We start from the raw sequence: 24,385 nt of genomic DNA, 5'->3' as shown, positions 1-24,385 counted from the left end.
ACGCCGTACTGCTTCAGGCTCCGGCGGCCTCGGACGCGTCGTCGACGTCGCCCTTCGCCTCCGGGTTGAGCACGCCCCAGGAAATGAAGCGCTCGGTCAGAGTGGTCGGCGACTCGTCGTAGATCACGGCGAGCGTGCGCATGTCGTCCTGCCGGATCGACAGCACCTTGCCGTTGTAGTCCCCGCGCTGAGCCTGGATCGTGGCCGCGTACCGCGTGAGCGGACCGGCCTCACTCGCGTCGAGGTGCTGCAGAGCCTCCAGATCGAGGATCAACTTGGGCGGAGCGGCTGCCGCGGCGGCCGCGCTGGCGGATCCGGGCAGCAGCTCACGGATCGGCACGCCGTAGAAATCGGCGAGCTCCGCGAGCTTCTGGACCGTGACGGCTCGATCGCCGCGCTCGTACGAGCCGACGACGACCGCCTTCCAGCGACCCTTGGACTTCTCTTCCACGCCATGCAGCGACAGTCCCTGCTGCTGGCGGATGGCGCGTAGCTTGCCACCCAGTGTCTTCGCGTATTCGCTAGGCACGCTGGTTCTTCCCTCCGACTTGTGGTCATTCTCGTGGTGAAGACCGACGCTCCGGATCTGGAGCCGCCGGCTGAAACCCCCCACGATTACACAGAGTAACAATATTCCGGGCTGGAGGCCAGCGTCAAGACGGCGTGTCACTTCCGATACCATGTCAAGCGGTCCGAACGTCCTTTAAAGACCCGTCCGGTGAGGCGGGAAAGGAGGAACGGTTGCGATGAACCCTGCCCCGACGACGCACGAGTCGCCCGACTCGCACGCAGCGCCGCGCACAGTTCTTGATGCATCCGACATATCCCGGGCATTGACCCGGATCGCGCACGAGATCCTCGAGCGCAACCGGGGCGCCGACCCCGTCGTCCTGCTCGGCATTCCGACCCGTGGCGTCGGTCTGGCGGCCCGGATCCGCGACCGGATCGCGGCCGTGGAGGGGCGCAGTGTGCCCACAGGGTCACTCGATGTGACGATGTACCGCGACGACATCGGCCTGAAGCCGGCTCGCGCGCTCGAGCACACCGACATCCCGCCGGGCGGTATCGACGGCAAGGTGGTCGTGCTCGTCGACGACGTGCTGTTCTCCGGCCGGACGATCCGCGCCGCGCTGGACGCGATCGGCGACATCGGCCGGCCCAAGGCGGTCCAGTTGGCGGTCCTGGTCGACCGCGGTCACCGCGAGCTGCCGATCCGCGCCGACTACGTCGGGAAGAACCTGCCGACCTCGCTGGTCGAGCGGGTCACGGTCCACCTGACCGAGTACGACGAGGCCGACGCCGTCGTGATCGCCGACAAGCCGGCCCGCAAGCCCGGCGACAAGTCGGGTACGCCGACCGCCGGCTCCACCGCCCCGACGGGAGTGAAGGCGTGATGCGACACCTGCTCAGCGCGGGGGATCTGTCCCGCGACGACGCCCACCTGATCCTGGACACCGCCGAGGAGATGCGCTCGCTGGCGGACCGGCCGATCAAGAAGCTGCCCGCGCTGCGCGGGCGCACGGTGGTGAACCTGTTCTTCGAGGACTCCACCCGGACCCGGATCTCGTTCGAGGCGGCCGCCAAGCGGCTGTCCGCCGACGTGATCAACTTCTCCGCCAAGGGCTCCAGCGTGAGCAAGGGCGAGAGCCTCAAGGACACCGCGCTGACCCTGCAGGCGATGGGCGCCGACGGCGTCGTCTGCCGGCACGGCTCGTCCGGCGCGCCACACCTGCTGGCCACCTCCGGCTGGCTCAACGGCTCGGTCGTGAACGCCGGTGACGGCACCCACGAGCACCCGACCCAGGCGCTGCTCGACGCGTTCACGATGCGCCGCCACCTCGGCTCGCTGGAGGGCCGCCGGATCACGATCGTCGGCGACGTCCTGCACTCCCGGGTGGCCCGGTCGAACGTGCTGCTGCTGTCCACGCTCGGCGCCGACGTCACGGTGGTGGCGCCGCCGACGCTGCTGCCGGTCGACATGACCAGCTGGCCGTGCGCGACGTCGTACGACCTGGACGCCACGCTGCCCAAGAGTGACGCGGTGATGATGCTGCGGGTCCAGCGCGAGCGGATGGGCGAGGCGTTCTTCCCCAGCGCCCGGGAATACACCCGGCGCTACGGCCTGGACGTGCACCGGATGGCGCAGCTGCCGGACGAGGCGATCGTGCTGCACCCCGGCCCGATGAACCGCGGCATGGAGATCAGCGCCGAGGTCGCCGACTCGACCCGCTCGGTGATCGTCGAGCAGGTCACCAACGGCGTGGCGATCCGGATGGCCGTCCTTTATCTGCTGCTGTCAGGAACGAACGAAACCACGAACGAGGAGCCCGTCGCATGACCGCGTACCTGATCACCGGAGCGAAGATCGTCGGCGGTGAGGTCGCGGACATCCTGCTGGACAACGGCGAGATCGTTGCTGTCGGCACCAACCTCGACTCGCCCCAGGACACCGAGACGATCGACGCGACCGGGCTGATCGCCCTGCCCGGCCTGGTCGACCTGCACACCCACCTGCGCGAGCCCGGCCGCGAGGACGCCGAGACCGTGCTGACCGGCACCCGCGCCGCCGCGGTCGGCGGGTTCACCGCGGTCTTCGCGATGGCCAACACCGATCCGTGCGCCGACACCGCCGGTGTGGTCGAGCAGGTCTGGCGCCTCGGTCGCGAGAGCGGGTACGCCGACGTGTTCCCGATCGGCGCGGTCACCGTCGGCCGCCAGGGGACGCAGCTGGCCGAGCTCGGCGCGATGGCGGACTCCGCGGCTCGGGTTCGGGTCTTCTCCGACGACGGCGACTGCGTCTGGGACGCCGCGCTGATGCGCCGCGCCCTGGAGTACGTGAAGGCCTTCGGCGGCGTGATCGCCCAGCACGCGCAGGAGCCGCGACTGACCAAGGGCGCGCAGATGAACGAGGGCGCCCTGTCCGGGGTGCTCGGGCTGACCGGCTGGCCGAGCGTGGCCGAGGAGTCGATCATCGCCCGCGACATCCTGCTGAACGCGCACGTCGGGTCCAAGCTGCACATCTGCCACCTGTCCACCAAGGGCTCGGTGGAGATCGTCCGCGCGGCGAAGAACCGCGGGCTGGAGGTGACGGCCGAGGTCACGCCGCACCACCTGCTGCTCACCGAGGACCTGGCCGCGTCGTACAACCCGGTCTACAAGGTGAACCCGCCGCTGCGGACCAAGGCCGACGTCGAGGCGGTCCGCGAAGGCCTGGCCGACGGCACGATCGACATCGTCGCCACCGACCACGCGCCGCACCCGGTCGAGGACAAGGACTGCGAGTGGAGCGCGGCCGCGTTCGGCATGACCGGGCTGGAGACCGCGCTGAGCGTCGTCCAGCACTCGATGATCGACACCGGGCTGATGACCTGGGCCGACCTGGCCGACCGGATGAGCTACCGCCCGGCCGCGATCGGGCAGATCGGCGACCACGGCCGGCCGCTCGAGGCCGGCACCCCGGCGAACCTGACGCTGGTCGACCCGGCCGCGCAGCGCACCGTCGTACCGGCGGAGAGCACGTCGCTGTCGCGCAACACGCCGTTCGAAGGAATGACACTGCCGGGGCGGGTGGTCGCGACCTTCCTGCGCGGGACACCGACCGTCCTGGACGGACTGGCTGTATTGGAAGGAAAGGCGGCCAAGTGAGAACCGCCCTGGGAATCGCCGGCACGCTGCTGGTGATCGCCGTCGCCTACTACGGCATGCTGCGCGGCTGGCGGAACCGCAAGGCCCGCCAGGCCGACCTCGCGCCGCTGCCGGTCGCGCCGGCTGACGACAAGACCGCGGGCGTCGAGGGCGTGTACGTCGCGACCACGACCGCGGGCGACTGGCTGGACCGGATCGCCGTGCACGAGCTCGGTGTCCGCAGCAACGCCGACCTGGCCGTCTCCCCGGCCGGTCTGATCTTCCACCGCCAGGGCGCGGCGGACGTGTTCATCCCGGTCGGGCAGCTGACCGGCGTACGGACCGACCAGGGCATCGCCGGCAAGGTGACCGCCGACCGGTCCGGACTCGTCGTGGTCACCTGGCAGCACGACGGCCGGGACCTGGACACCGGGTTCCGCCCACGGCACAAGGCCGACACCCCTGCCCTGACCGCATCCATCACCACCCTGATCGGAGCCGAGAAATGAGCCAGAACGCACTGCTGGTCCTCGAGGACGGCCGCGCGTTCGCGGGTACGTCGTACGGAGCGACCGGTGAGACCTTCGGCGAGGCGGTCTTCACCACCGGGATGACCGGTTACCAGGAGACCCTGACCGACCCGTCGTACCACCGCCAGATCGTCACCCAGACCGCGCCGCACATCGGCAACACCGGCGTCAACGACGAGGACGACGAGTCACAGAAGATCTGGGTCGCCGGGTACGTCGTGCGCGACCCCGCCCGCGTCTCCTCGAACTGGCGCGCCACCCGCTCGCTCGACGAGCAGCTGACCGCGCAGGGCGTCGTCGGCATCTCCGGGATCGACACCCGGGCGCTGACCCGCCACCTGCGGGAGCGCGGCGCGATGCGGGCCGGCATCTCGACCGAGACGCTGGACCCGGCCGAGCTGCTGAAGAAGGTGCTCGAGCAGCCGCCGATGGCCGGCGCCGACCTCGCCTCCGAGGTCACCACCTTCGAGCCGTACGTCGTGCCGGCGCAGGGGGAGAAGCGGTTCACCGTGGTCGCCCTCGACCTCGGCATCAAGACGATGACCCCGAAGCGGATGGCCGAGCGCGGCATCGAGGTGCACGTGCTGCCGGCCACCGCGACGCTGGAGCAGGTGCTCGCGGTCAACCCGGACGGCATCTTCATGAGCAACGGCCCGGGCGACCCGGAGACCACCGAGCACCCGACCACGCTGCTCAAGGAGCTGCTCCAGCGCGGCAAGCCGTACTTCGGCATCTGCTTCGGCAACCAGGTCTTCGGCCGGGCGCTCGGGCTGGGCACGTTCAAGCTCAAGTACGGCCACCGCGGCATCAACCAGCCGGTGCTCGACCGGGTCACCGGCAAGGTCGAGATCACCTCGCAGAACCACGGCTTCGCGGTCGACGCTCCGATCGAGGAGACCGTCCAGACGCCGTACGGGACCGCCGAGGTCAGTCACGTCTCGCTCAACGACAACGTGGTCGAGGGGTTGAGGTTGACCGGTACCGATGGACGGGTACTGGCGTTCTCCGTGCAGTACCACCCCGAGGCGGCGGCCGGCCCGCACGACTCGGCGTACCTGTTCGATCGCTTCGTGGAACTGATGGAAGGTCGTAACTGATGCCCCGCCGTACAGACATCGAATCGGTGCTGGTGATCGGGTCCGGCCCGATCGTGATCGGCCAGGCCTGCGAGTTCGACTACTCCGGCACCCAGGCCTGCCGGGTGCTCAAGGAGGAGGGGTTCCGGGTCATCCTGGTCAACTCCAACCCCGCCACGATCATGACCGACCCGGAGTTCGCCGACGCCACCTACGTCGAGCCGATCACCCCGGAGTTCGTCGAGAAGGTGATCGAGAAGGAGCGCCCGAACGTCCTGCTCGCCACGCTCGGCGGCCAGACCGCGCTGAACGCGGCGATCTCGCTGCACGAGAGCGGTGTGCTGGACAAGTACGGCGTCGAGCTGATCGGCGCGTCGGTGGACGCCATCCAGCGCGGTGAGAACCGGCAGTCGTTCAAGGGCATCGTCGAGAAGCTGGGCGCCGAGGTGGCCCGCTCGGTGATCTGCCACTCGATGGACGACGTGCTCGGCGCGGCCGCCGAACTCGGCTACCCGCTGGTCGTCCGGCCGTCGTTCACGATGGGCGGCGTCGGCTCGGGCATGGCCCACGACGAGCACGACCTGCGCCGGATCGCCGGCGCCGGCCTGACCGCCAGCCCGACCACCGAGGTGCTGATCGAGGAGTCGATCCTCGGCTGGAAGGAGTACGAGCTGGAGGTGATGCGCGACAAGGCCGACAACGTCGTGATCATCTGCTCGATCGAGAACGTCGACCCGATGGGCGTGCACACCGGAGATTCGGTCACCGTCGCCCCGGCGATGACGCTGACCGACCGCGAGTACCAGACCATGCGCGACCTGGCGATCGGCATCATCCGCGAGGTCGGGGTCGACACCGGCGGTTGCAACATCCAGTTCGCGGTGAACCCGGCCGACGGCCGGCTGATCGTGATCGAGATGAACCCGCGGGTCTCGCGCTCGTCCGCGCTGGCCTCCAAGGCGACCGGCTTCCCGATCGCCAAGATCGCCGCCAAGGTCGCGATCGGCTACACCCTGGACGAGATCCCGAACGACATCACCCAGCAGACCCCGGCCAGCTTCGAGCCGACGCTGGACTACGTGGTGGTGAAGGTGCCGCGGTTCGCGTTCGAGAAGTTCCCGGCCGCCGACGCGACGCTGACCACGCACATGAAGAGCGTCGGCGAGGCGATGGCGATCGGCCGCAACTACACCGAGGCGCTGCAGAAGGCGCTGCGCTCGCTGGAGAAGCCGGAGGCCCGGTTCTCCTGGGCCGGTTCGCCGGCCACCGAACTCGAGCCGCTGCTGGAGCGGATCAAGACGCCGCACGACGGCCGGCTGCGCACGATCATGGACGCGATCCGCGCCGGTGCGACGCCGGAGCAGATCAACGACGCGACCAAGATCGACCCGTGGTTCGTCGACCAGCTGTACCTGATCCACGAGACCGCGCTGCAGGTCGCGGCCGCGCCCCGGCTGACCCCGGACATCCTCCGGCTGGCCAAGCGGCACGGCTTCTCCGACCTGCAGCTGGCCGAGATCCGTGACCTCTCCGAGGACGTCGTCCGCGGCGTCCGGCAGGCGCTGGGGATCCGGCCGGTCTACAAGACCGTCGACACCTGCGCGGCCGAATTCGCCGCCACCACGCCGTACCACTACTCCTCGTACGACGAGGAGACCGAGGTCGCGCCGCGGGAGACCCCGGCCGTTTTGATCCTGGGCTCGGGCCCGAACCGGATCGGCCAGGGCATCGAGTTCGACTACTCCTGCGTGCACGCGTCGATGGCGCTGCGCGACGCCGGCTACTGCACGGTGATGGTGAACTGCAACCCCGAGACGGTCTCCACCGACTACGACACCTCCGACCGGCTGTACTTCGAGCCGCTCACCGCCGAGGACGTCCTGGAGATCGTGTACGCCGAGATGCAGGCGGGCCCGGTCGCGGGCGTGATCGTGCAGCTCGGCGGCCAGACCCCGCTCGGCCTGGCCCAGCGGCTGGCCGACGCCGGGGTGCCGATCGTCGGGACGTCGCCCGAGGCGATCCACCTGGCCGAGGAGCGCGGCGCGTTCGGCAAGGTGCTGGCCGACGCCAACCTGCCCGCCCCGAAGCACGGCACGGCGCTGTCGGCCGCGGAAGCGCACACGGTGGCCGAGGAGATCGGCTTCCCGGTGCTGGTCCGGCCGTCGTACGTGCTCGGTGGACGCGGCATGGAGATCGTCTACAGCGACGCCGAGCTGACCGCCGCGCTGGAGCGGCTCAGCGGCGGGGCGAACGCGTGGGAGCACCCGGTCCTGATCGACCGGTTCCTCGACGACGCGGTCGAGATCGACGTCGACGGGCTGTTCGACGGCGAGCAGTTGTTCCTCGGCGGCGTGATGGAGCACATCGAGGAGGCGGGTGTGCACTCCGGCGACTCGTCCTGCGCGCTGCCGCCGATCACGCTCGGCAACGCCGACATCGAGAAGATCCGGCAGTCGACCGAGGCGATCGCGCGCGGCGTCGGGGTGCGCGGGCTGCTGAACGTGCAGTACGCGCTGGCCGGGGACGTGCTGTACGTCCTGGAGGCCAACCCGCGGGCGTCGCGGACCGTACCGTTCGTGTCGAAGGCCACCGCGACCCCGCTGGCCAAGGCGGCCGCGCGGGTGATGCTCGGCGCCACGATCGCCGAGCTGCGGGCCGAGGGCATGCTGCCGGCGCAGGGCGACGGGGGCACGCTGCCGCCGTCGACGCCGATCGCGGTCAAGGAAGCGGTGATGCCGTTCAACCGGTTCCGGACCATCGACGGCGGCTCGGTCGACACGCTGCTCGGGCCGGAGATGCGCTCGACCGGCGAGGTGATGGGCATCGACGACACCTTCGGTACGGCGTTCGCGAAGTCGCAGGCCGGGGCGTCGCAGCCACTGCCAGGCGAGGGCAAGGTCTTCGTGTCGGTCGCCAACCGCGACAAGCGGCACATGATCTTCCCGGTCAAGCGGCTGGCCGACCTGGGCTTCCAGATCTACGCGACGCAGGGCACCGCCGAGGTGCTGCGGCGTAACGGCGTCGAGGCGGTCACCGTGCGCAAGAGCAGCCAGGGCCCCGGCCCGAACGGTGAGCCGACGATCGTCCAGATGGTCCAGGACGGCGAGCTGAACCTGATCGTCAACACCCCGATCGGGATGACCCAGGGCGGGTCGCCGCGGATCGACGGCTACGAGATCCGCAGTGCGGCGGTGGCGCGCAACATCCCGTGCATCACCACCGTGCAGGGCCTGGCCGCCGCGGTGCAGGGCATCGAGGCGCAGCGGGCCGGTGACATCGGAGTGCGGTCGCTGCAGGACTGGGTGTCGCGGATCCGCGGTCAGCAGTGAGTACGGCGTACGAATCCCTGGTCCGGCCGGTCCTGTACCGGCTGGGCCGGGGTGACGCCGAGGTGGCGCACGAGCAGACGCTGCACGGGTTGCGGCGGCTGAGTCGGGTGCCGGGCGCGGTGAGCGCTCTCTCGCGTACGTACGGCGCGCTGCCGGGCTCGCTGGCCCGGACGGTGTTCGGGGTGCGGTTCCCGAGCCCGGTCGGGCTGGCCGCCGGGATGGACAAGAACGGGATCGCCCTGCCGGCCTGGCGGGCGCTCGGCTTCGGGTTCGTCGAGGTCGGCACGGTGACCGCGCACCCGCAGCCGGGCAACGAGAAGCCGCGGCTGTTCCGGCTGGTCCAGAGCGAGGCCGTGATCAACCGGATGGGGTTCAACAACCTCGGCTCGGCCGCACTGGCCGAGCGGCTTTCGGCGTACGGCGAGCTGGGGTACCCGCTGGGGATCTCGATCGGCAAGTCGAAGGTCACGCCGCTGGAGGAGGCGGTCGAGGACTACGTCACCTCGCTGCGCCGGCTCTACCGCTTCGGCGACTACTTCGCGGTGAACGTCAGCTCGCCGAACACCCCGGGGCTGCGGTCGCTGCAGGACGCCGGACACCTGCGTGAGCTGCTCACCGCGCTGCGCGCCGAGGCCGGCTCGCTGTCCGGGGCCGGTGAAGCCGCCGCGTCCTCGTCGACCGGCGAGGCCGGGCCGGGCGTGGCGGGCCCGCAGCCCAAACCCATCCTGGTCAAGATCGCACCCGACCTCACCGAGGCCGCGATCGACGAACTGCTCGGCGTCTGCACCGACGTCGGCGTCGCCGGGATCATCGCCACCAACACCACGATCGGCCGCCCGGGCATCGCCCCGGCCGACCAGGCGGTGGCCGCGGAGACGGGCGGCCTGTCCGGCCGGCCGCTGACCGAGATCTCGGCCAAGACCGTCGCCCACATCCACGCCGAGACCGGGGGAGCGCTGCCGATCATCGGCGTCGGCGGAGTGCTCGACCCGGACGACGCCGGCCGGCTTTTGGACGCGGGTGCGAGCCTGGTCCAGATCTACACCGGTCTCATCTACCGCGGCCCCGGCCTGGTCCGGCGGACCAACCGGGTGCTGGCCTCGAGGAACCCTTCATGAGAGAGCGTGATCTGACCATGAGCAACCAGCCCTTCGGGACGCGCCTGCGAGCGGCGATGGACGCACGCGGCCCGCTCTGCGTCGGGATCGACCCGCACGCCCACCTGCTCGACTCCTGGGGGCTGCCGGACACGCCCGAGGGCCTGGCCTCCTTCACGTACGGCGTGGTGGACGCGCTGGCCGACCGGGTGGCCGTGTTCAAGCCGCAGTCGGCGTTCTTCGAGCGGTTCGGCTCGGCCGGCATCGCCGTCCTGGAGCAGGCCACGCTCCGGCTCCGCGAGGCCGGCGCGCTGGTGATCATCGACGCCAAGCGCGGCGACATCGGCACCACGATGGCCGGATACGCCGCGGCGTACCTGGCGGAGAAGGCGCCGCTGGCCTGCGACGCGCTGACCGTCAGCCCGTACCTCGGGTTCGGCTCGCTGCAGCCGGCGATCGACCTGGCGCGCGAGTCGGGCGCCGGGCTGTTCGTGCTGGCGCTCACCTCCAACCCGGAGGGACCGCAGTTCCAGTCCGCGCGGACCGCCGACGGGCCGACCGTGGCGGGCGCCGTACTGGACGGTCTGCGGGCGCTGAACGCCGACGCGGACGACCTGGGGTCGTTCGGCGCGGTGGTCGGGGCGACGATCGCGAAGACGGACGAGGACCTGGACATCCGCGGACCGCTGCTCGCGCCGGGGCTCGGCGCGCAGGGCGCGACGGCCGAGAGTCTGGTCGACGTGTTCGGGACGGCGGTGCGCAACGTCGTACCGTCGAGCTCGCGGGAGATCCTGGGAGCCGGTCCGGACGCCGGGTCGCTGCAGGACGCCGCCGCGCGCGCCAACGACGCCTACCGCACCGTCCTGGGCTACTGATGGCCGCCGAGGGCCGGACCCGGAAGGTCGCGGCCGGTGTGGCCCTGCTGGTCGCGCTCGCGATGGGCGCGACGGCGCTGATCGGGCCGATGGCCGCCGCGCCGAGCAGCAAGGAGCAGTACTGCACCGGGCTGCAGACGTACGTCGGTCAGCTGAACGCGTTCCAGGACCCGACCGACAGCGCGCAGCTCGACCGGCTGATCTCCGACGGCACCACGCTGTCGAAGACGGCGCCGGACGGCCTGCGGGACCAGTGGGGCCTGCTGGTGAAGTACCTGGAGCAGATCCGGGCGACCGGTGGCGACCAGGCCAAGCTGCAGGAGCTCAACGCGTCGATCGACCCGGCGACCAGCCAGGCGCTGCAGGCGATCGCGGCCGACGGCCAGCAGAACTGCGCGGGCTCCGGCTCGGGCGAGACTGCCTGACGCGTCACCTCGCGGCCTGGTTCCGGCCGGCGCGTGCGACGTTGTTCACGGCGTGCCGTGCGCGCTGTTGACCCCGGTGTTCGGAACTGTTGTGCCGACGGGTGGCGACGGGCCGCCCGCGAGCGACAGTGAGGAACACGATGCGCAAGGTGGCAGCCCTGGCGGCGGTAGTGACGATGAGCGCCGGGGTACTGACGGCGTGCTCGGGCGGCGACTACTGCTCCGAACTGCAGAACTACGCCGAGGCGGTCAAGAACCTCGACATCAAGGACACCGAGGCGGTGGACAAGATGCGCGGCGAGGCGAACAAGCTGTCGAAGTCGGCGCCGGACGACCTGAAGGACGACTGGAAGACCGTGCTCGACTACGCCGAGAAGGCCAAGGACGCCAAGGGCGACACGGCCAAGCTGCAGGAGCTGGCCAAGGCCGACGGGACGAAGATCGCGGCGGCCTCGGAGGCGATCGCCAAGCAGGCCAAGGACACCTGCAAGGTGACGATCGAGGGCTGAAAAGGATCGGTTCCTGATGTGTTGGTCACGGCCGGTAGCGTCGTGGCCAACACTGTCCACCACCCCAGAGGACGTCTCGAACGATGCGCACCGTTGTGATGACCGCGGCGATGCTGGCCACCGCCGCCGGCCTGACCGCCTGCACCGAGGAGCAGGCCTACTGCGTCGACCTGGCCGGCTACGTCGCCTCCGCGGCCGAGGTCGACCCGACCAACCCGGCCGACTACCCGAAGATCCTGGACGACGCCCGCGAGCTGCGCGACAGCGCTCCGGCCGAGGTGAAGGACGACTGGGCCGCGGTGGTCGCGTTCGCCGAGAAGGCGCAGAAGGCGGGCACGGATCGTGTCGAGCTGGCTCGGCTGAGCAAGGAGACCGGCTCGGTCACCACGGCGTACTCGACGATCGCGTCACATGCCAAGGACTCGTGCAAAGTCGACGTCCCGGCACTGGGCTGAGGCTGCCGGGTGCCGTGTTAGGTTCACCTGCGAAGCCACACAACGGGACAGGTGAAACACGGTGCCACTTCCATCTTTGACCCCGGAGCAGCGCGCGGCTGCTCTGGACAAGGCCGCGGCCGCACGGCGTGAGCGTGCGGAGATCAAGAACCGGATCCGGCACTCCGGAGCGTCGCCCACCGAGGTACTGCACGAGGGGCAGACGAACGAGGTGATCGGCAAGATGCGGGTGAGCGCGCTGCTGCAGTGCATTCCCGGCGTCGGCAAGGTGCGCGCGCAGCAGATCATGGAGCGCGCGGGCATCTCGGAGACTCGCCGGGTGCGCGGCCTGGGGTCGAACCAGATCGCCGCACTGATCCGCGAATTCTCCGAGTGAGCCGGACCGAAGTCCTCGCTGCTTCGTTGGACACTGGTGTGAAGATGACCATGGACAGGCCCAACGACACCCCGGCAGCCGACGAGCAGCCGAAGCCCGCCGCGCCGGCGTCCGGTGAGGTCGCCTCCGCCGCCACGCCTGGGGCGGGCGGCGGGAGTGCGCCCGCGGCTGCCCTTGCGGGCAGTGGCACTGTCCCGACGGGCAGTGGTGAGGTTCCCGGCGAGGCTCGGCTGACGGTGCTGGCCGGACCGACGGCGGTCGGCAAGGGGACCGTGGCGGCCGAGATCCGCGAGCGGTTCCCCGACGTCTGGATCTCGGTCTCGGCGACCACCCGCAAGGCGCGGCCGGGTGAGGAGCACGGCGTGCACTATCTGTTCGTCTCCGACGAGGAGTTCGACCGGATGATCGCCGACGGCGAGCTGCTGGAGTGGGCCGTCGTTCACAAGGCCGCCCGGTACGGAACGCCGAAGCAGCCGGTGCTGGACAAGCTCGCCGAGGGCCGTCCGGCGCTGCTGGAGATCGACCTGCAGGGCGCCCGCCAGGTCCGCGAGACGATGCCGGAGGCGCATTTCGTCTTCCTGGCCCCGCCGAGCTGGGACGAACTGGTCCGCCGCCTGGTCGGTCGCGGCACCGAAACGCCCGAGGAGCGGGAGCGCCGGCTGGAGACCGCGGTGCTCGAACTGGCGGCCGAGAAGGAGTTCGACGTGACGATCGTGAACGCCTCGGTTCGGGACGCGGCCGATCAGTTGGTAAAGTTGATTCGATCACCCAACATCTCTGGAAAGAGCTGAACTTGTCTGGCAACCAGCCTGTCGCGATCGGCATCACCTCCCCGCCGATCGACGACCTGCTCACCCACACCGACTCCAAGTACAAGCTCGTGCTGTACTCGGCCAAGCGGGCGCGGCAGATCAACGCCTACTACTCCCAGCTCGGCGAAGGCCTGCTGGAGTACGTCGGTCCGCTGGTCGAGACCCACGTCCAGGAGAAGCCGCTGTCGATCGCGATGCGCGAGATCAACGACGGCGTGCTGACCTGCACCGACATCGACCCCGAAGCCGAGGCGGAGGCTGCTGCCGCCGCTGCTGAGAAGTCCGCCGCCGAGTAGTTCCGCGTCGATGAACGCGACCGGGGGCACACCCCACGGCCCTGGTGACGACACGCCCGACCGGGCGCAGCAAGTCACCGGGGCTTCTGGCGTGCCCGCCGAGCAGAGCGACCTGCCGAACGGGCCGGTCCAGCCGGCGAAGAAGCCGTCCGTCGTACTCGGTGTCGGCGGCGGCATCGCGGCGTACAAGGTGTGTGACCTGCTCCGCCGCCTGACCGAGTCGGGCCACAGCGTGCGCGTCGTACCGACCGCGGCCGCGCTGGAGTTCGTCGGGGCCGCGACCTGGGCGGCGCTGTCCGGGCAGCCGGTCACGGCCGACCCGTTCGACAACGTGCAGGAAGTTCCGCACGTGCGGATCGGGAAGGGCGCCGACCTCGTCGTCGTCGCTCCCGCCACGGCCAACCTGATCGCCAAGGCCGCGCACGGGCTCGCCGACGACCTGCTCACCAACACGCTGCTCACCGCGCGCTGCCCGATCCTGTTCGCCGCCGCGATGCACACCGAAATGTGGGAGCACCCGGCCACCCAGGCGAACGTCGCGACGCTGCGCTCGCGCGGCATCACCGTGCTCGACCCCGCCGTGGGCCGCCTGACCGGCGCCGACACCGGCCGCGGCCGGCTGCCCGAGCCGTCCGAGATCTTCGCGATCAGTCAGCTGATGCTCGCCGACTCCGCCGCCCGCGCGGCCGGCCAGTCGGTCGCGGATCTGACCGGCAAGCACGTGCTGATCAGCGCGGGCGGCACCCGCGAGCACCTCGACCCGGTCCGCTACCTCGGCAACTCCTCGTCCGGCAAGCAGGGCTACGCCCTGGCCCGGATCGCGGCCGCCCGCGGCGCGAAGGTCACCCTGGTCGCCGCGAACTCCGAGCTTCCCGACCCGGCCGGCGTGCAGGTGGTTCCGGTGACCTCGACCCGAGACCTGTACGACGAGATCACCGGCCGGGCCGCAGACGCCGACGCGATCGTGATGGCCGCCGCCCCCGCGGACTTCCGTCCCGCCGACGTCGCCGAGCACAAGATCAAGAAGACCGAGGACGGCGCCGTTCCCGCGGTCAGCCTGATCCAGAACCCGGACATCCTCGCCACCGTCTCGCACGACCGTCGGCGCTCCGGCCAGGTGATCGTCGGCTTCGCCGCCGAGACCGGCGACGCCGACCACTCGGTGCTCGACCTGGGCCGCGCCAAGCTCGAACGCAAGGGCTGCGATCTGCTGGTGGTCAACGACGTCTCCGGCGGCAAGGTCTTCGGCAGCGACATCAACGAGGCGGTCATCCTCGACCGCGACGGCAACGCGATGCCGGTTCCGTCCGGCAGCAAGGACGCCCTGGCCGGCGTCATCTGGAACCTGGTCGCCACGCACTGGCACTGAGCGCCGAGGCTGCGGGCGGCTCAGGTCGTGCCGGCTGGTCGACGCCTCAGCGCATTCACCGACCCGGAGACTGCTCCGCGCGACGGGCTGCCGCCTCCTCGGTCACCGGGGCGAACAGGTTGACCAAGTTGCCGTCCGGATCGCGGAGCAGTGCCGACCGGTTGCCCCACGGCATCGTCGTCGGCTCCTGGACGAATTCCAGGTCACGCAACCGGTCGAACTCCGCGTCGACGTCCGGCACCAGGAACTCGAGCAGGACCGTGCGGTTGGCCCCGGCGCGCACGACCTCCTCGCCGTACAGGGAGTCCGTCAGCCGGCTGCTGGAGATTGCGAGCAACCCGGCGCTGGTCGGCAGCTCGGCGAAGACCGGTGCCGGCCGGCGCGCGGTGAGACCGGTGACGGTTTCGTAGAACGCGGTCAGTCGGTCGACGTCGTCGGTCACGATGCGGACGGAAGCGAAGATCGTCATGATTCTCCTCGGTGAGTGGTGATCGCCCCGAGGCTAGGACCAATACCGGACAGACTCCGCCCTGTATCCGTGAGATTCTGGAGCATGACCAGGCCGACCTCCCGGGTGCTGGCTTTGCTGGAGCTGCTCCAGGCCGGCGGCACCCGTCGCGTCGCGGACCTCGCCGACCGGCTCGGAGTCGACGAACGCACCGTCCGCCGGTACGCCGAGCACCTGACCGAGCTCGGCATCCCCGTCCGATCCGTCCGCGGCCGGTACGGCGGCTACCGCTTGGGGCCGGGCTACCGGATGCCGCCGCTGATGCTCACCGACGACGAAGCAGTCGCGCTCGCGATCGGGCTCGTGTTGGGCAGCCGTGCCGGACTGGTGCCGGAGTCGACCGCGTCGGAAACCGCGCTGGCGAAGCTTCGCCGGGTGCTTCCCGCCCGGTTGGCCGACAAGCTCGGCGCGCTGCTCGCCACGTCGTCGTTCACGGCTCCGCCACGGCCCTCGACCCCCACCGACACCGGCGTCCTGCTCACCATCGCCGAGGCCGCGCGCAACCGGCTGGCGGTCGAGCTCGACTACACCGATCGCCACGGACGACGAAGCACCCGCACCATCGCGCCGTACGGCGTGGTCGCGCACGCCGGGCGCTGGTACGTCGCCACCGCCGGCCGCAGTTTCCGGCTCGACCGGATCGCCGCGGTATCGATGCTCACGGCAACGACCGGACCGATTCCGGACGACGACCCGGCGCACGCCGTACTGGAGTCATTGGCCACGGCGCCGTGGACCCACCGGGTGTCGGTCCGGGTGAGCGGCACGGTCGACGACGTTCAGCGGCGCCTCCCGCTCGGGCTGGCCGTCGTCACCGCGCTCGGGGACGAAGTGCGCGTCGAGCTCCGCGCCGAATCGCTCGATTGGGTGCCCGCGGTGCTGGCCGGCCTCGACCTGCCGTTCGTGATCGAGGCGCCGGACGAGCTGCGACAGCGCGTCGCCGACCTCGCGAGCCGCCTTGCTACGTGGGCGAATCGCTGAACTCTGCCGCCACGCGCTGGCACTAGCCCGCCATGCCGTCGGCGCAACATCGGGGTGTGGCTGCGCATCGACAGTGGTGAGACCAGGAGGTCCACCATGAGGTGCTCTTTTCCGCGACGGCTCCTCGCCGTCTTCCTTCCGCTGGCCGCGGTGCTGCTACCAGCTGGGCCGGCGGCGGCCGCCCCGACCTGTCCATTCCCCACCATCGTCGATGTGTACGCGTACCAGCAGACGCCTGAGGCGTCGGTCCTGACTGGGCGCATCGACCCCAGCCCGGGCTGCCCGTCCAACGGGACTCTCACCAAGGTCGGCACCGGTGAGCAGCTTGCTTTCGGCGAAGCGATGTTCGAGCTGCCGCTGGGCACCGACGCCGGTGACTGGTACCTGTCGTCGTTCACCGTCTTGGACCAGAACGGCGGCCCGGCCCAGACCCGGACCTTCCAGCCGGCCGCGCCGTACCTGCTGCGCGTACTCGACCCAACGCGCATCACCTCGACCGCTCCCGCGTCGACCGTCGGCTACGGCGACAAAGTCGCGGTGTCGGGCTACCTCGAAGGCTGGACCGCGGCCGACGGCTGGCAACGCCTCGCGGGAAGAGATCTCGCGATCAGGACGGGCAACGGCGTCGACGGTCATCCGGACGTGCCGACGGTCACGGACGCCGATGGTGCGTATGCGTTGACCGTTCCGATCTACAGCAGCTTCTCCGGCGTGGCGATCTTCGCCGGCGACGACCAGTGGTTGCGCAGCGGCAGCTCGAACTACACCCAGGTCCACGGTCTGGTGAGTGTCGCCGTCAGCGACCGTACGCCGGCCGTCGGCCAACGCGTCGCTGTCACCGGCAGCGTCGCGCCCGGAGCCGTTCCGGTCTGGATCGAGCGTCTGGTCGACTCCGAGTGGACCAAGGTCACCGCCACGGTCACAGCAGGCACCGACGGCCGTTATCGCCTGACCTACCGCCCGACCAGTCGCGGCGTCCACCAACTGCGAGTCTGGAACGACGGAACCGAGCCGGAGGGTCGCATGGGAGTTCAGCCGTACGCCAAGGAGTTCACGCTGACGGTCCACCGCTGACACCGCCGCTGCACCGGGCCTCAGGACGTCGCCCCGGTGTAGCGCCGAAGGCCGAGGCGCCAGCATCCGACCGCGAGAAGGCAGCTGACCGTGGCTCCGGCCACGGTCGACACCAGGACCAGGACACGCGGTCCGTCGAGCAAGGTGCTCGTCGGGACCGTGGCGATCAGGGTGAGGGGGAACAGATACGTGAGGACCAGGCGGAGCGGCCGCCGGTAGATGTCGGTCGGGTAGCCGCCCAGCTGCCAGGCCGAGGCGTAGAAGACGTCGAGCTGCAGGCGCGGCGCCCAGAAGGCAAGGCAGGCGAGCAGTACGCCCATCGCCCAGGTGACGGCCAGCGCACCGGCCAGGGTGATAATCCAGGCCAGCACCGCCGCGGGCTCCGGGGGCTGCCCGTGATCGACGATCCCGAGCGTGATGACGCCGAGGCCGAGCACGAGCTGGACCAGCGACAGCGGAGTCGAGCGCGCCAAGCTGGCCAGGAAGAGCGTCGGCGCGGGCTGCAGCAGGAACGTGTCGAGCATGCCGCGGCGGATGGCGTTGTCCGGGAACCATGCCAGGTTCGGATCGATGAAGGTGGACTTCAGGCTGCTGAGCACCTGGAAGGTCCCGATCAGCACGTAGGTCTCGGCTTCGGTCCAGCCGGCCAGGGAGTCGGTGCGCGCGTACACGATGAACACCGTCGCGAGGCTGGCGACCAGCCCGATCACCGACAGGCCGATGTCGAACAGCAGGTTGACCCGAAACGTCAGGGTCGCCCGCAGGGACCTGCCGAATCCGGCGGCGAACAGTTTGAGCAGCGTCATGCGCCCACCACCGTGTAGCGACGGATGCCGGCGCGCCACAGCAGGACGGCGCAGACGGCGAATACCGCGATCCACACTCCCTGCATCGCGATGCCGGTCAGCACCGGAGCCAGGCCGTGGACGCGGCCTGCGGCGACGTCCGCCGGCAGTCCGAGCATCGGGTAGAACGGCAGGAGCTGGCCGACGTCGCGCAGCGGTCCCGGGAGGAACGCCAGCGGCGCGATCGTGCCGCCGAGCAACGAGGTCAGCGTCCAGCCGAATCCGGCGATCGCGTGCACCCGTTCGGTCCAGAAAGCGGTGAGGGACAGCAGGAAGACCCAGCAGAACCTCAGCACCCCACCCAGTACGACGAGCGGCACGGCCACCAGCACCGAGGCCCAACTCAGCGAGACGCCGAACGCCCACCCGGCCAGCAGTGCCAGCGGAATACCCATCGCGGTCAGCCAAATCCGGATGGCGAGGTTGGCGCCGATCACGTCGACGACCACCGGCTGCGGCCGGAGCAGGTCGTGGCTGATCGTTCCGTCGTAGATCTTCTCCGAGAACGTGTGCTGCTCGAACGACTCCGTCATCACCGTGACCAGCAGCAGCGTCACGTAGTACGTCGCGACGTAGGAGTCGGCGGGATAGACCGCCGACCAGACGAACATTCCGATCAGCGGTCCAAGGGCGGCCTGGACGACCAACGTGAGCAGGAACCACCAGGTGCCGGACCACTCGAGCACCTCCCGGCGGATTCGCAGGGCGATCAAGCTCAGCAGCCGACCGGGCCGGTGAGATCCCAGCGAGAGAGCGCTCACCCGACGCCCTCCCGGTACGCCTGGTCGATGACCGCTTCCAGCGGAGCTTCCTCGACCGAGAGGTCCGCGACGTCCAGTTCGGTGAGCAGCCGGGCGGTGGTCCGGGCGACGTCCGCGCGGGGGACGCGCAGCACCCAGGTCCCGTCCGAGGACTCGACCAGCTCACCGGCCTCGCGCAGCCGCCGCTCGTCGGCGCCGGGCGCGGTCAGCCGGACGAGCTTGTACGGCGAGAGCTTCGCGGCGAGCTCGTCGAGCTTCCCGTCGTACTGGATCCTGCCCTTGTCGATCAGCACGAGTCGTGGGCACAGCGTCGCGACGTCCGCCATGTAGTGACTGGTCAGCAGCACGGTCGCGCCGGTGCGTTCGGCGTACTGGGCGACGAAGCGGCGCATCGTGGTCGCGCCGGTGACGTCCAGGCCGAGGGTCGGCTCGTCGAGGAACATCACCTCCGGCCGGTAGACCAGCGACAGGGCCAGTCCGGCCCGCATCTTCTCGCCAAGGCTCAGGGCTCTCAGTTGGCGGGGGAGCAGTTCGCCGAGTTCGAGCAAGGCGGTCAGTTCGTCGAGGTTCTGCTGGAACTCGGCCGGCGGCACTTCGTACAGCAGCCGCTGGTACCGCAGGGTGTCGAGCACGGTGAGTTCCTGGGAGCCGCCCACCGGTTGGCTGCCGCGAATGAAGGCGATGCGGCGCAGGAAGTCCGAGCGGCGCTGCCAGGGGGAGTGGCCGAGCACCCGGACCTGTCCGGAGGTGGCGTGCAGCAACCCGGAGAGGATCTTCATCGTGGTCGTCTTGCCGGCGCCGTTCGGACCGATGAAACCGACCACCTCGCCAGGGCGCAGGGCGAACGAGACGTGCTGTACGGCGGGGACGTCGCGGTACTGCCGGTTGAACACCGAGCCCAGCGTCGCCTTCCACCCCGATTCGCGCACCGGCGCCCGGTATGTCATGCACAGGTCTTCCACCACGACGGCTGTCACCAGAACGTCTCCCACCAGGTCGATTGCTGTCCGGGCGACCGTAGGAGGAAAACACGTCATCGGCTGGCTTGTTTTCCTGGAATAGTCGAGGCATGCGTGCCGAACGATTGCTCCGGCTCCTGCTGTACCTGCAGACCCACGGCCAGGCGACGGTCGCCCAACTCGCCCGGCACCTGGAGGTCTCGCCGCGGACGGTTCAGCGCGATCTCGATGCGCTGAGCCTGGCCGGCGTGCCGGTCTACTCGGTACGCGGCCGGGGCGGCGGCTGGACGCTGCTTCCCGACTACCGGACTCGGCTCACCGGGCTCACGCCGTCCGAGGTGATGTCGGTGTTCGTGACCGCGACCGCGCACGTGCTCGCCGATCTCGGCCTCGACGCGTCGAGCGACCAGGCGATCGCCAAGCTGATCGCGGCGCTGCCCGAGCCGGCCCGGCGGGACGCGGAGTTCGCGCGTCAGCGGCTGCTGATCGACCACGCCGGCTGGGAGGACCGCCGGGAGGTGCCGCGCTGGCTCGACCTGTGCCGGCAGGCCATCTGGGAGGAGCGGCGGATCGCCATCACGTATCGGAACCCGGCCGAGCCGTTCATCGTCGCGCCGCTCGGGCTGGTCGCGAAGTCCCGGACCTGGTACCTCGTCGCGGCTCGGCCGGACGGCGCGCTGCGCACGTACCGGTTGGGTCGGGTGGGTTCGGCGCTGCTGACCGACGAGGGGTTCACGCGGCCGAGCGGGTTCGAGCTGCCGAAGTACTGGGCGGAGGCCCAGCGGTTGTTCCGGGAGTCGATGCCGTCGTACCCGATCGTCGTGCGGGCGCGGGAGGGTGCGTTGCGGCGGTTCCGGGCGACGGCTCCGGTGCTCGCCGACGGGGACGGGTGGTTTGTGGTGGAGACGGATCTTGAGAATGCCGAGGAAGCTTGTGCGGCGGTACTGGCTCAGGGTGGTGCCGCGGTGGTCATGGCGCCGACGGAACTTGTCGAGCGGGTGCGCTTGGCCGCTGGCGCGGTGGCGGACGCTCACTCCTGAGACCTGACTGGACGATGGTGGCGATGTGCAATATATTGCATGTCAGTTGTCTGGCGAGGTTTGGAGTCGTGCATGCCCATCGGTGATTTCGAGCGGTATCCGCTGCTGTTCGGGCCGAGTCCCGTGCATCCGCTCGACCGGTTGTCCGCGCACCTCGGGGGCGCGCGGATCTGGGCGAAGCGGGAGGACGTGAACAGCGGCCTGGCGTTCGGGGGCAACAAGACGCGGAAGCTGGAGTACCTGCTGCCGGACGCGCTGGCGCAGGGCGCGGACACGCTCGTCAGCATCGGGGGAGTGCAGTCGAACCACACGCGTCAGGTCGCTGCCGCGGCTGCGAAGGCGGGGCTGAGGGCCGTGCTGGTGCAGGAGAGTTGGGTCGACTGGCCGGATCCGGTGAACGACAAGGTCGGCAACATCCTGCTGTCGCGGATCATGGGCGCCGACGTGCGGCTGGTCCGGGCCGGGTTCGGGATCGGATTCAAGGAGAGCTGGCAGCAGGCGCTCGACGACGTGCGCGCATCAGGCGGTACGCCGTACGCGATCCCGGCGGGTGCTTCCGACCATCCACTCGGCGGACTCGGCTTCGCCAACTGGGCCGACGAAGTCCGGCGGCAGGAGGACGAGCTCGGGGTCTTCTTCGACACGATCGTGGTGTGCAGCGTGACCGGCAGCACCCAGGCGGGCATGATCGCCGGCTTCGCGGGCCAGGGCCGGCCGCGTCGGGTGCTCGGCATCGACGCTTCGGCCAAGCTCGCGGAGACCCGGGCCCAGGTGGCGAAGATCGCGCACGCGACCGCCGAGCTGATCGGACTCGGCCGGGAGTTGCGGGACGACGAGATCACCGTGCTGGAAGGGTGGGCCGGCGACGAATACGGGATTCCGGTGGAGTCCACGATGGACGCGATCCGGCTGAGTGGACGGCTGGAGGCGATGATCATCGATCCGGTCTACGAGGGGAAGTCGATGGCCGGACTGATCGACCTGGTCCGCAGTGGCGACATCCCGAAGGACTCGAACGTGCTCTACGCGCACCTCGGTGGTCAGCCCGCGCTCAACGCGTACAGCGGCCTGTTCCAGTGACAGGCCCGAAGTAGCAAAGGCCAGAAGCTGACCGCTGCTGCTTCTAGCCTGACGGTCATGAACTCACTGTCCTGGCCGGCCGTGGTCGCGCGACGGATGCGACGGCACCACCTGCACGCCAGTACGGCGACCAGCGCGGCGGACGTCGTACGGGCGATGTGTGGGGCTCATGCGCAGGTGCTGTCGGCCGGCGAGGTGTCGGTGGCGCTGCGGTTGGCGAAGGCGACGCGGGCCGAGGTCCAACGGGCGCTGTGGGAAGAGCGCTCCCTGGTGAAGACCTTCGGCCCGCGCGGGACCGTGCATCTGCTGCCGACCGAGGACCTGCCGCTGTGGACGGGAGCGCTCTCCGCGTTGCCGCGCTCGGGAGCACTGGCGACGCCGGAGATGCGGATGACGGCGGAGCAGACGGCCGAGGTCGTCGAGGCCATCGGGGGAGCGCTCTCCGACACGGATCTCACTGCCGACGAGCTGACCGACGAGGTCGTTGCCCGGACCGGTGCGTGGGCCGGCGAACCGGTGATGCCCGCGTTCCAGGGCTACTGGCCGCGCTGGCGTCAGGCGATCCCGTTGGCCGCGTCCGCCGGCGTGCTCTGCTACGGCCCGAACCGCGGCCGCAAGACGACGTACGCGAACCCGCATCGCTTCGCTCCGCCCTTCGAGCCCCAGAACGGCGAGGAAGCGCTCTCCGAACTTCTGCGGCGCTATCTCCACTCCTACGGTCCGGCCACCCCGCAGCAGTTCGCGAAGTGGCTCAGTACGTCGCCCGCTTTCATCACGAAGCTCTTCCAGCAGAACGGCCTCGAGCAGGTGGAACTGGACGGCGGGCCCGCGTGGCTCGCCGAGGGCGACACCGACTTCCCGGACGAACCGGTCCGCGGCGTACGGCTGCTTCCGTACTTCGACGCGTACGCCGTCGGGAGCCATCCGCGCGAGCTGGTCTTTCCCGGCGAGGCCTCGACCCGCGCACTCGCCGGCGGCCAGGCCGGCAACTACCCGGTCCTCTTGGTGGACGGAGTCGTCGCGGGGGTGTGGCACCAACGCCTGTCGGGCCGCAAACTTCAGCTCACCGTCGAGCCGCTCCGCCGGCTGAAGCCCGCCCAGCTCCGCGCCCTCGACGACGAGGCCGAACGCCTCGGCGCCATCCTCGGTGCCCGGCCCACTCTCACCATCGACAAGATCACCGTCGGCCCGCACGCCTGAACGCCGTAGAGCGCGCTCCCCAGCTCTCCAGCGGGATCTCGAGCGCGTTGATCACCGTCGACAAGGTTCGATACCAGCCGACCAGGAGCAGCAGTTCGATCACCTGCGCGTCGTCGTACCGGTCCCGCAAGGCCGACCACGTGGCCGCACTCCAGGTGGCCTCGTCGTGCAGCTCGTCCACCGCTGTCAGAAGCACCGGATCGGGCCAGACGTCCCTGGCGGCAACGGCATCGAAGACCTCTCGATCCAGTCCGACCGCCGGCCCGAACACGACGACGTGCACACCCCACTCGTACTCGGCGCCGGCCCGCGCCGTGATCCGGCTGATCGCGAGCTCCCGGTCGCGTGCGGACAGCAGCCCTTTGTTCAGCAGGCCGGAGGCCATCGGCCGCATCCGCTCCGCCAACTCCGGATGAAGGGCCAGTACGCGGAACAACAGCAACGGCTCGTACGGCGCATCGGCCGGCATCAGCTTGCCGAGCAGGTTCTGGATCCGTTCCGGATAAGGCGGTTCGACCGGTGGCACCCGCGCTGACATCCCACCTCCTGGGAGCGCTATGGAATACGTAGCACTATGCTGCTACTGATTCGATAGCGCAAGACCGAAGTGGGTGAAGGAGGTCGACGATGGCGACTGGTACTCCCGTGCCTGGGCGGCCGGTGCGCGGATCGCGGACCGGGCGGCCGATCATGGCGGCGTTCGACCTGCTCGGCCGGCGCTGGGCGCTACGCGTGCTCTGGGAATTGCGGGACGGACCGGTCGGCTTCCGCGCACTGCAGGAGCGGTGCGACGACGTGTCGCCGACGGTCCTGAGTGCGCGGCTGGCCGAACTGCGGGACGCCGGGCTGCTGTGGCAGGACGAGTCGAAGGCGCACCAGTTGACCGCGATCGGCCGCGATCTGTCCCGCTCACTCAAGCCCTTGCTCGCCTGGTCCGAGCGTTGGGCTGCCGAAACCAGTCGATGAGCAGGCCGGAAACACGCTCGCAAGCGCAGGCGTGCCCACGATGCAAGACGGCAGTCCCATCAAGCGGACGAAACAGGTGTCCGGCACGGCACCCGGCCCGAAGTGCTGGCATACTGCCGAGGTGCATCGCCCGAGGCGGTGCGTGTGGGGCGGGGCGACGGCCTCGCCGTGTGGACACCAGCAAACCTGAGGGAGAAC

27 protein-coding genes are annotated in these 24,385 nt (G+C 70.0%); 21 read left to right on the top strand and 6 right to left on the bottom strand.

Features of this window, described 5'->3' with window-relative positions; genetic code table 11:
* Window positions 1-13: 13 nt before the first annotated feature.
* Window positions 14-529, bottom strand: a complete 516-nt coding sequence (gene bldD / locus BWI15_RS13005) for a transcriptional regulator BldD (RefSeq protein WP_077014558.1) — start codon at window positions 527-529, stop codon at window positions 14-16.
* A 217-nt stretch (window positions 530-746) separates the two neighbouring features.
* On the opposite strand from bldD, the gene pyrR reads away from it, so the two are divergent.
* From pyrR to coaBC, 15 genes are all read left to right on the top strand, one after another.
* On the top strand, window positions 747-1,394 hold the full coding sequence (gene pyrR / locus BWI15_RS13000) for a bifunctional pyr operon transcriptional regulator/uracil phosphoribosyltransferase PyrR (protein WP_077014557.1): 648 nt from the start codon (window positions 747-749) through the stop codon (window positions 1,392-1,394).
* Complete coding sequence (locus BWI15_RS12995) at window positions 1,394-2,338, top strand: aspartate carbamoyltransferase catalytic subunit (protein ID WP_202817629.1); 945 nt, start codon at window positions 1,394-1,396, stop codon at window positions 2,336-2,338. Before pyrR ends, BWI15_RS12995 begins: the two co-directional genes overlap by 1 nt.
* A complete protein-coding gene (locus BWI15_RS12990; RefSeq protein ID WP_077014555.1) occupies window positions 2,335-3,645 on the top strand; it encodes a dihydroorotase in 1,311 nt (436 codons plus the stop codon). The genes BWI15_RS12995 and BWI15_RS12990 overlap by 4 nt, the downstream gene beginning before the upstream one ends.
* Window positions 3,642-4,133 (top strand): PH-like domain-containing protein, encoded by a 492-nt coding sequence (locus tag BWI15_RS12985; RefSeq protein WP_077014554.1) that lies wholly within the window; start codon window positions 3,642-3,644, stop codon window positions 4,131-4,133. Before BWI15_RS12990 ends, BWI15_RS12985 begins: the two co-directional genes overlap by 4 nt.
* Window positions 4,130-5,251: a glutamine-hydrolyzing carbamoyl-phosphate synthase small subunit gene (carA, locus tag BWI15_RS12980; protein WP_077014553.1), complete on the top strand. Its 1,122-nt coding sequence runs from the start codon at window positions 4,130-4,132 to the stop codon at window positions 5,249-5,251. Before BWI15_RS12985 ends, carA begins: the two co-directional genes overlap by 4 nt.
* On the top strand, window positions 5,251-8,559 hold the full coding sequence (gene carB, locus BWI15_RS12975) for a carbamoyl-phosphate synthase large subunit (RefSeq protein ID WP_077014552.1): 3,309 nt from the start codon (window positions 5,251-5,253) through the stop codon (window positions 8,557-8,559). The genes carA and carB overlap by 1 nt, the downstream gene beginning before the upstream one ends.
* Window positions 8,556-9,677 carry a quinone-dependent dihydroorotate dehydrogenase gene (locus tag BWI15_RS12970; protein ID WP_077014551.1) on the top strand — a complete coding sequence of 374 codons (1,122 nt, stop codon included), beginning with the start codon at window positions 8,556-8,558 and terminating at the stop codon, window positions 9,675-9,677. Before carB ends, BWI15_RS12970 begins: the two co-directional genes overlap by 4 nt.
* On the top strand, window positions 9,674-10,531 hold the full coding sequence (gene pyrF, locus BWI15_RS12965) for an orotidine-5'-phosphate decarboxylase (protein ID WP_237771257.1): 858 nt from the start codon (window positions 9,674-9,676) through the stop codon (window positions 10,529-10,531). Before BWI15_RS12970 ends, pyrF begins: the two co-directional genes overlap by 4 nt.
* Window positions 10,531-10,956 (top strand): hypothetical protein, encoded by a 426-nt coding sequence (locus tag BWI15_RS12960; RefSeq protein WP_077014549.1) that lies wholly within the window; start codon window positions 10,531-10,533, stop codon window positions 10,954-10,956. The genes pyrF and BWI15_RS12960 overlap by 1 nt, the downstream gene beginning before the upstream one ends.
* 140 nt (window positions 10,957-11,096) lie before the next feature.
* Window positions 11,097-11,465: a hypothetical protein gene (locus tag BWI15_RS12955; protein WP_077014548.1), complete on the top strand. Its 369-nt coding sequence runs from the start codon at window positions 11,097-11,099 to the stop codon at window positions 11,463-11,465.
* 83 nt (window positions 11,466-11,548) lie between these two features.
* On the top strand, window positions 11,549-11,920 hold the full coding sequence (locus tag BWI15_RS12950) for a hypothetical protein (protein WP_077014547.1): 372 nt from the start codon (window positions 11,549-11,551) through the stop codon (window positions 11,918-11,920).
* A gap of 61 nt (window positions 11,921-11,981) precedes the next feature.
* Entirely contained in the window at window positions 11,982-12,296 is a 315-nt protein-coding gene (gene mihF, locus BWI15_RS12945; protein ID WP_077014546.1) for an integration host factor, actinobacterial type, read from the top strand.
* A gap of 230 nt (window positions 12,297-12,526) precedes the next feature.
* Window positions 12,527-13,087: a guanylate kinase gene (gene gmk / locus BWI15_RS12940; protein ID WP_077014884.1), complete on the top strand. Its 561-nt coding sequence runs from the start codon at window positions 12,527-12,529 to the stop codon at window positions 13,085-13,087.
* Window positions 13,088-13,089: 2 nt separating this feature from the next.
* A complete protein-coding gene (gene rpoZ, locus BWI15_RS12935; RefSeq protein ID WP_012921921.1) occupies window positions 13,090-13,404 on the top strand; it encodes a DNA-directed RNA polymerase subunit omega in 315 nt (104 codons plus the stop codon).
* 10 nt (window positions 13,405-13,414) lie between these two features.
* Window positions 13,415-14,773, top strand: a complete 1,359-nt coding sequence (gene coaBC / locus BWI15_RS12930; RefSeq protein WP_237771256.1) for a bifunctional phosphopantothenoylcysteine decarboxylase/phosphopantothenate--cysteine ligase CoaBC — start codon at window positions 13,415-13,417, stop codon at window positions 14,771-14,773.
* 55 nt (window positions 14,774-14,828) lie between these two features.
* Here the strand turns inward: coaBC and BWI15_RS12925 are convergent, their stop codons facing one another.
* Window positions 14,829-15,242 (bottom strand): VOC family protein, encoded by a 414-nt coding sequence (locus BWI15_RS12925; protein ID WP_077014545.1) that lies wholly within the window; start codon window positions 15,240-15,242, stop codon window positions 14,829-14,831.
* Between the two features lie 84 nt (window positions 15,243-15,326).
* On the opposite strand from BWI15_RS12925, the gene BWI15_RS12920 reads away from it, so the two are divergent.
* Together BWI15_RS12920 and BWI15_RS12915 are read left to right on the top strand one after the other, a co-directional pair.
* Entirely contained in the window at window positions 15,327-16,262 is a 936-nt protein-coding gene (locus BWI15_RS12920) for a helix-turn-helix transcriptional regulator (RefSeq protein ID WP_077014544.1), read from the top strand.
* Window positions 16,263-16,358: 96 nt separating this feature from the next.
* Window positions 16,359-17,336 carry a hypothetical protein gene (locus tag BWI15_RS12915; RefSeq protein WP_143465540.1) on the top strand — a complete coding sequence of 326 codons (978 nt, stop codon included), beginning with the start codon at window positions 16,359-16,361 and terminating at the stop codon, window positions 17,334-17,336.
* Window positions 17,337-17,356: 20 nt separating this feature from the next.
* On the opposite strand, the gene BWI15_RS12910 is transcribed toward BWI15_RS12915, so the two are convergent.
* The 3 genes from BWI15_RS12910 to BWI15_RS12900 are packed head-to-tail and all read right to left on the bottom strand — an operon-like array spanning window position 17,357 to window position 19,919.
* Complete coding sequence (locus BWI15_RS12910) at window positions 17,357-18,142, bottom strand: ABC transporter permease (protein ID WP_077014542.1); 786 nt, start codon at window positions 18,140-18,142, stop codon at window positions 17,357-17,359.
* Complete coding sequence (locus BWI15_RS12905) at window positions 18,139-18,942, bottom strand: ABC transporter permease (protein ID WP_237771255.1); 804 nt, start codon at window positions 18,940-18,942, stop codon at window positions 18,139-18,141. Before BWI15_RS12905 ends, BWI15_RS12910 begins: the two co-directional genes overlap by 4 nt.
* The gene (locus BWI15_RS12900) at window positions 18,939-19,919 is read right to left on the bottom strand and encodes an ABC transporter ATP-binding protein (protein ID WP_237771254.1); all 981 of its coding nucleotides are present in this window, start codon (window positions 19,917-19,919) and stop codon (window positions 18,939-18,941) included. Before BWI15_RS12900 ends, BWI15_RS12905 begins: the two co-directional genes overlap by 4 nt.
* A gap of 92 nt (window positions 19,920-20,011) precedes the next feature.
* Between BWI15_RS12900 and BWI15_RS12895 the strand changes: the two genes are divergently transcribed.
* The 3 genes from BWI15_RS12895 (at window position 20,012) to BWI15_RS12885 (ending at window position 23,221) form a co-directional block, all read left to right on the top strand.
* The gene (locus tag BWI15_RS12895; protein WP_077014541.1) at window positions 20,012-20,941 is read left to right on the top strand and encodes a helix-turn-helix transcriptional regulator; all 930 of its coding nucleotides are present in this window, start codon (window positions 20,012-20,014) and stop codon (window positions 20,939-20,941) included.
* A 72-nt stretch (window positions 20,942-21,013) separates the two neighbouring features.
* On the top strand, window positions 21,014-22,021 hold the full coding sequence (locus BWI15_RS12890) for a 1-aminocyclopropane-1-carboxylate deaminase (RefSeq protein ID WP_077014540.1): 1,008 nt from the start codon (window positions 21,014-21,016) through the stop codon (window positions 22,019-22,021).
* Window positions 22,022-22,078: 57 nt separating this feature from the next.
* A complete protein-coding gene (locus BWI15_RS12885; RefSeq protein ID WP_077014539.1) occupies window positions 22,079-23,221 on the top strand; it encodes a winged helix DNA-binding domain-containing protein in 1,143 nt (380 codons plus the stop codon).
* Here BWI15_RS12885 and BWI15_RS12880 read toward each other — a convergent pair.
* On the bottom strand, window positions 23,199-23,759 hold the full coding sequence (locus BWI15_RS12880; protein WP_077014538.1) for a carboxymuconolactone decarboxylase family protein: 561 nt from the start codon (window positions 23,757-23,759) through the stop codon (window positions 23,199-23,201). The two genes, BWI15_RS12885 and BWI15_RS12880, sit on opposite strands and share 23 nt — an antisense overlap.
* An 89-nt stretch (window positions 23,760-23,848) precedes the next feature.
* Between BWI15_RS12880 and BWI15_RS12875 the strand changes: the two genes are divergently transcribed.
* Complete coding sequence (locus tag BWI15_RS12875) at window positions 23,849-24,187, top strand: winged helix-turn-helix transcriptional regulator (protein WP_077014537.1); 339 nt, start codon at window positions 23,849-23,851, stop codon at window positions 24,185-24,187.
* Window positions 24,188-24,385 lie beyond the last annotated feature (198 nt).

This window comes from Kribbella sp. ALI-6-A, from assembly GCF_001984195.1.
GTDB lineage: Bacteria > Actinomycetota > Actinomycetes > Propionibacteriales > Kribbellaceae > Kribbella.
This window is presented reverse-complemented; position numbering and strand designations above follow the sequence as displayed.

Excerpts from the sequence above, each read along its gene's own strand:
- pyrR (WP_077014557.1), top strand. The coding sequence starts at position 747 with ATGAACCCTGCCCCGACGACGCACGAGTCGCCCGACTCGCACGCAGCG.
- coaBC (WP_237771256.1), top strand. The coding sequence starts at position 13,415 with ATGAACGCGACCGGGGGCACACCCCACGGCCCTGGTGACGACACGCCC.
- BWI15_RS12950 (WP_077014547.1), top strand. The coding sequence starts at position 11,549 with ATGCGCACCGTTGTGATGACCGCGGCGATGCTGGCCACCGCCGCCGGC.
- BWI15_RS12995 (WP_202817629.1), top strand. The coding sequence starts at position 1,394 with ATGCGACACCTGCTCAGCGCGGGGGATCTGTCCCGCGACGACGCCCAC.
- BWI15_RS12875 (WP_077014537.1), top strand. The coding sequence starts at position 23,849 with ATGGCGACTGGTACTCCCGTGCCTGGGCGGCCGGTGCGCGGATCGCGG.
- BWI15_RS12915 (WP_143465540.1), top strand. The coding sequence starts at position 16,359 with ATGAGGTGCTCTTTTCCGCGACGGCTCCTCGCCGTCTTCCTTCCGCTG.
- BWI15_RS12910 (WP_077014542.1), bottom strand. The coding sequence starts at position 18,142 with ATGACGCTGCTCAAACTGTTCGCCGCCGGATTCGGCAGGTCCCTGCGG.
- BWI15_RS12925 (WP_077014545.1), bottom strand. The coding sequence starts at position 15,242 with ATGACGATCTTCGCTTCCGTCCGCATCGTGACCGACGACGTCGACCGA.
- BWI15_RS12955 (WP_077014548.1), top strand. The coding sequence starts at position 11,097 with ATGCGCAAGGTGGCAGCCCTGGCGGCGGTAGTGACGATGAGCGCCGGG.
- pyrF (WP_237771257.1), top strand. The coding sequence starts at position 9,674 with ATGAGAGAGCGTGATCTGACCATGAGCAACCAGCCCTTCGGGACGCGC.
- BWI15_RS12890 (WP_077014540.1), top strand. The coding sequence starts at position 21,014 with ATGCCCATCGGTGATTTCGAGCGGTATCCGCTGCTGTTCGGGCCGAGT.
- BWI15_RS12920 (WP_077014544.1), top strand. The coding sequence starts at position 15,327 with ATGACCAGGCCGACCTCCCGGGTGCTGGCTTTGCTGGAGCTGCTCCAG.
- carA (WP_077014553.1), top strand. The coding sequence starts at position 4,130 with ATGAGCCAGAACGCACTGCTGGTCCTCGAGGACGGCCGCGCGTTCGCG.
- carB (WP_077014552.1), top strand. The coding sequence starts at position 5,251 with ATGCCCCGCCGTACAGACATCGAATCGGTGCTGGTGATCGGGTCCGGC.
- BWI15_RS12880 (WP_077014538.1), bottom strand. The coding sequence starts at position 23,759 with ATGTCAGCGCGGGTGCCACCGGTCGAACCGCCTTATCCGGAACGGATC.
- BWI15_RS12885 (WP_077014539.1), top strand. The coding sequence starts at position 22,079 with ATGAACTCACTGTCCTGGCCGGCCGTGGTCGCGCGACGGATGCGACGG.
- BWI15_RS12960 (WP_077014549.1), top strand. The coding sequence starts at position 10,531 with ATGGCCGCCGAGGGCCGGACCCGGAAGGTCGCGGCCGGTGTGGCCCTG.
- BWI15_RS12895 (WP_077014541.1), top strand. The coding sequence starts at position 20,012 with ATGCGTGCCGAACGATTGCTCCGGCTCCTGCTGTACCTGCAGACCCAC.
- BWI15_RS12990 (WP_077014555.1), top strand. The coding sequence starts at position 2,335 with ATGACCGCGTACCTGATCACCGGAGCGAAGATCGTCGGCGGTGAGGTC.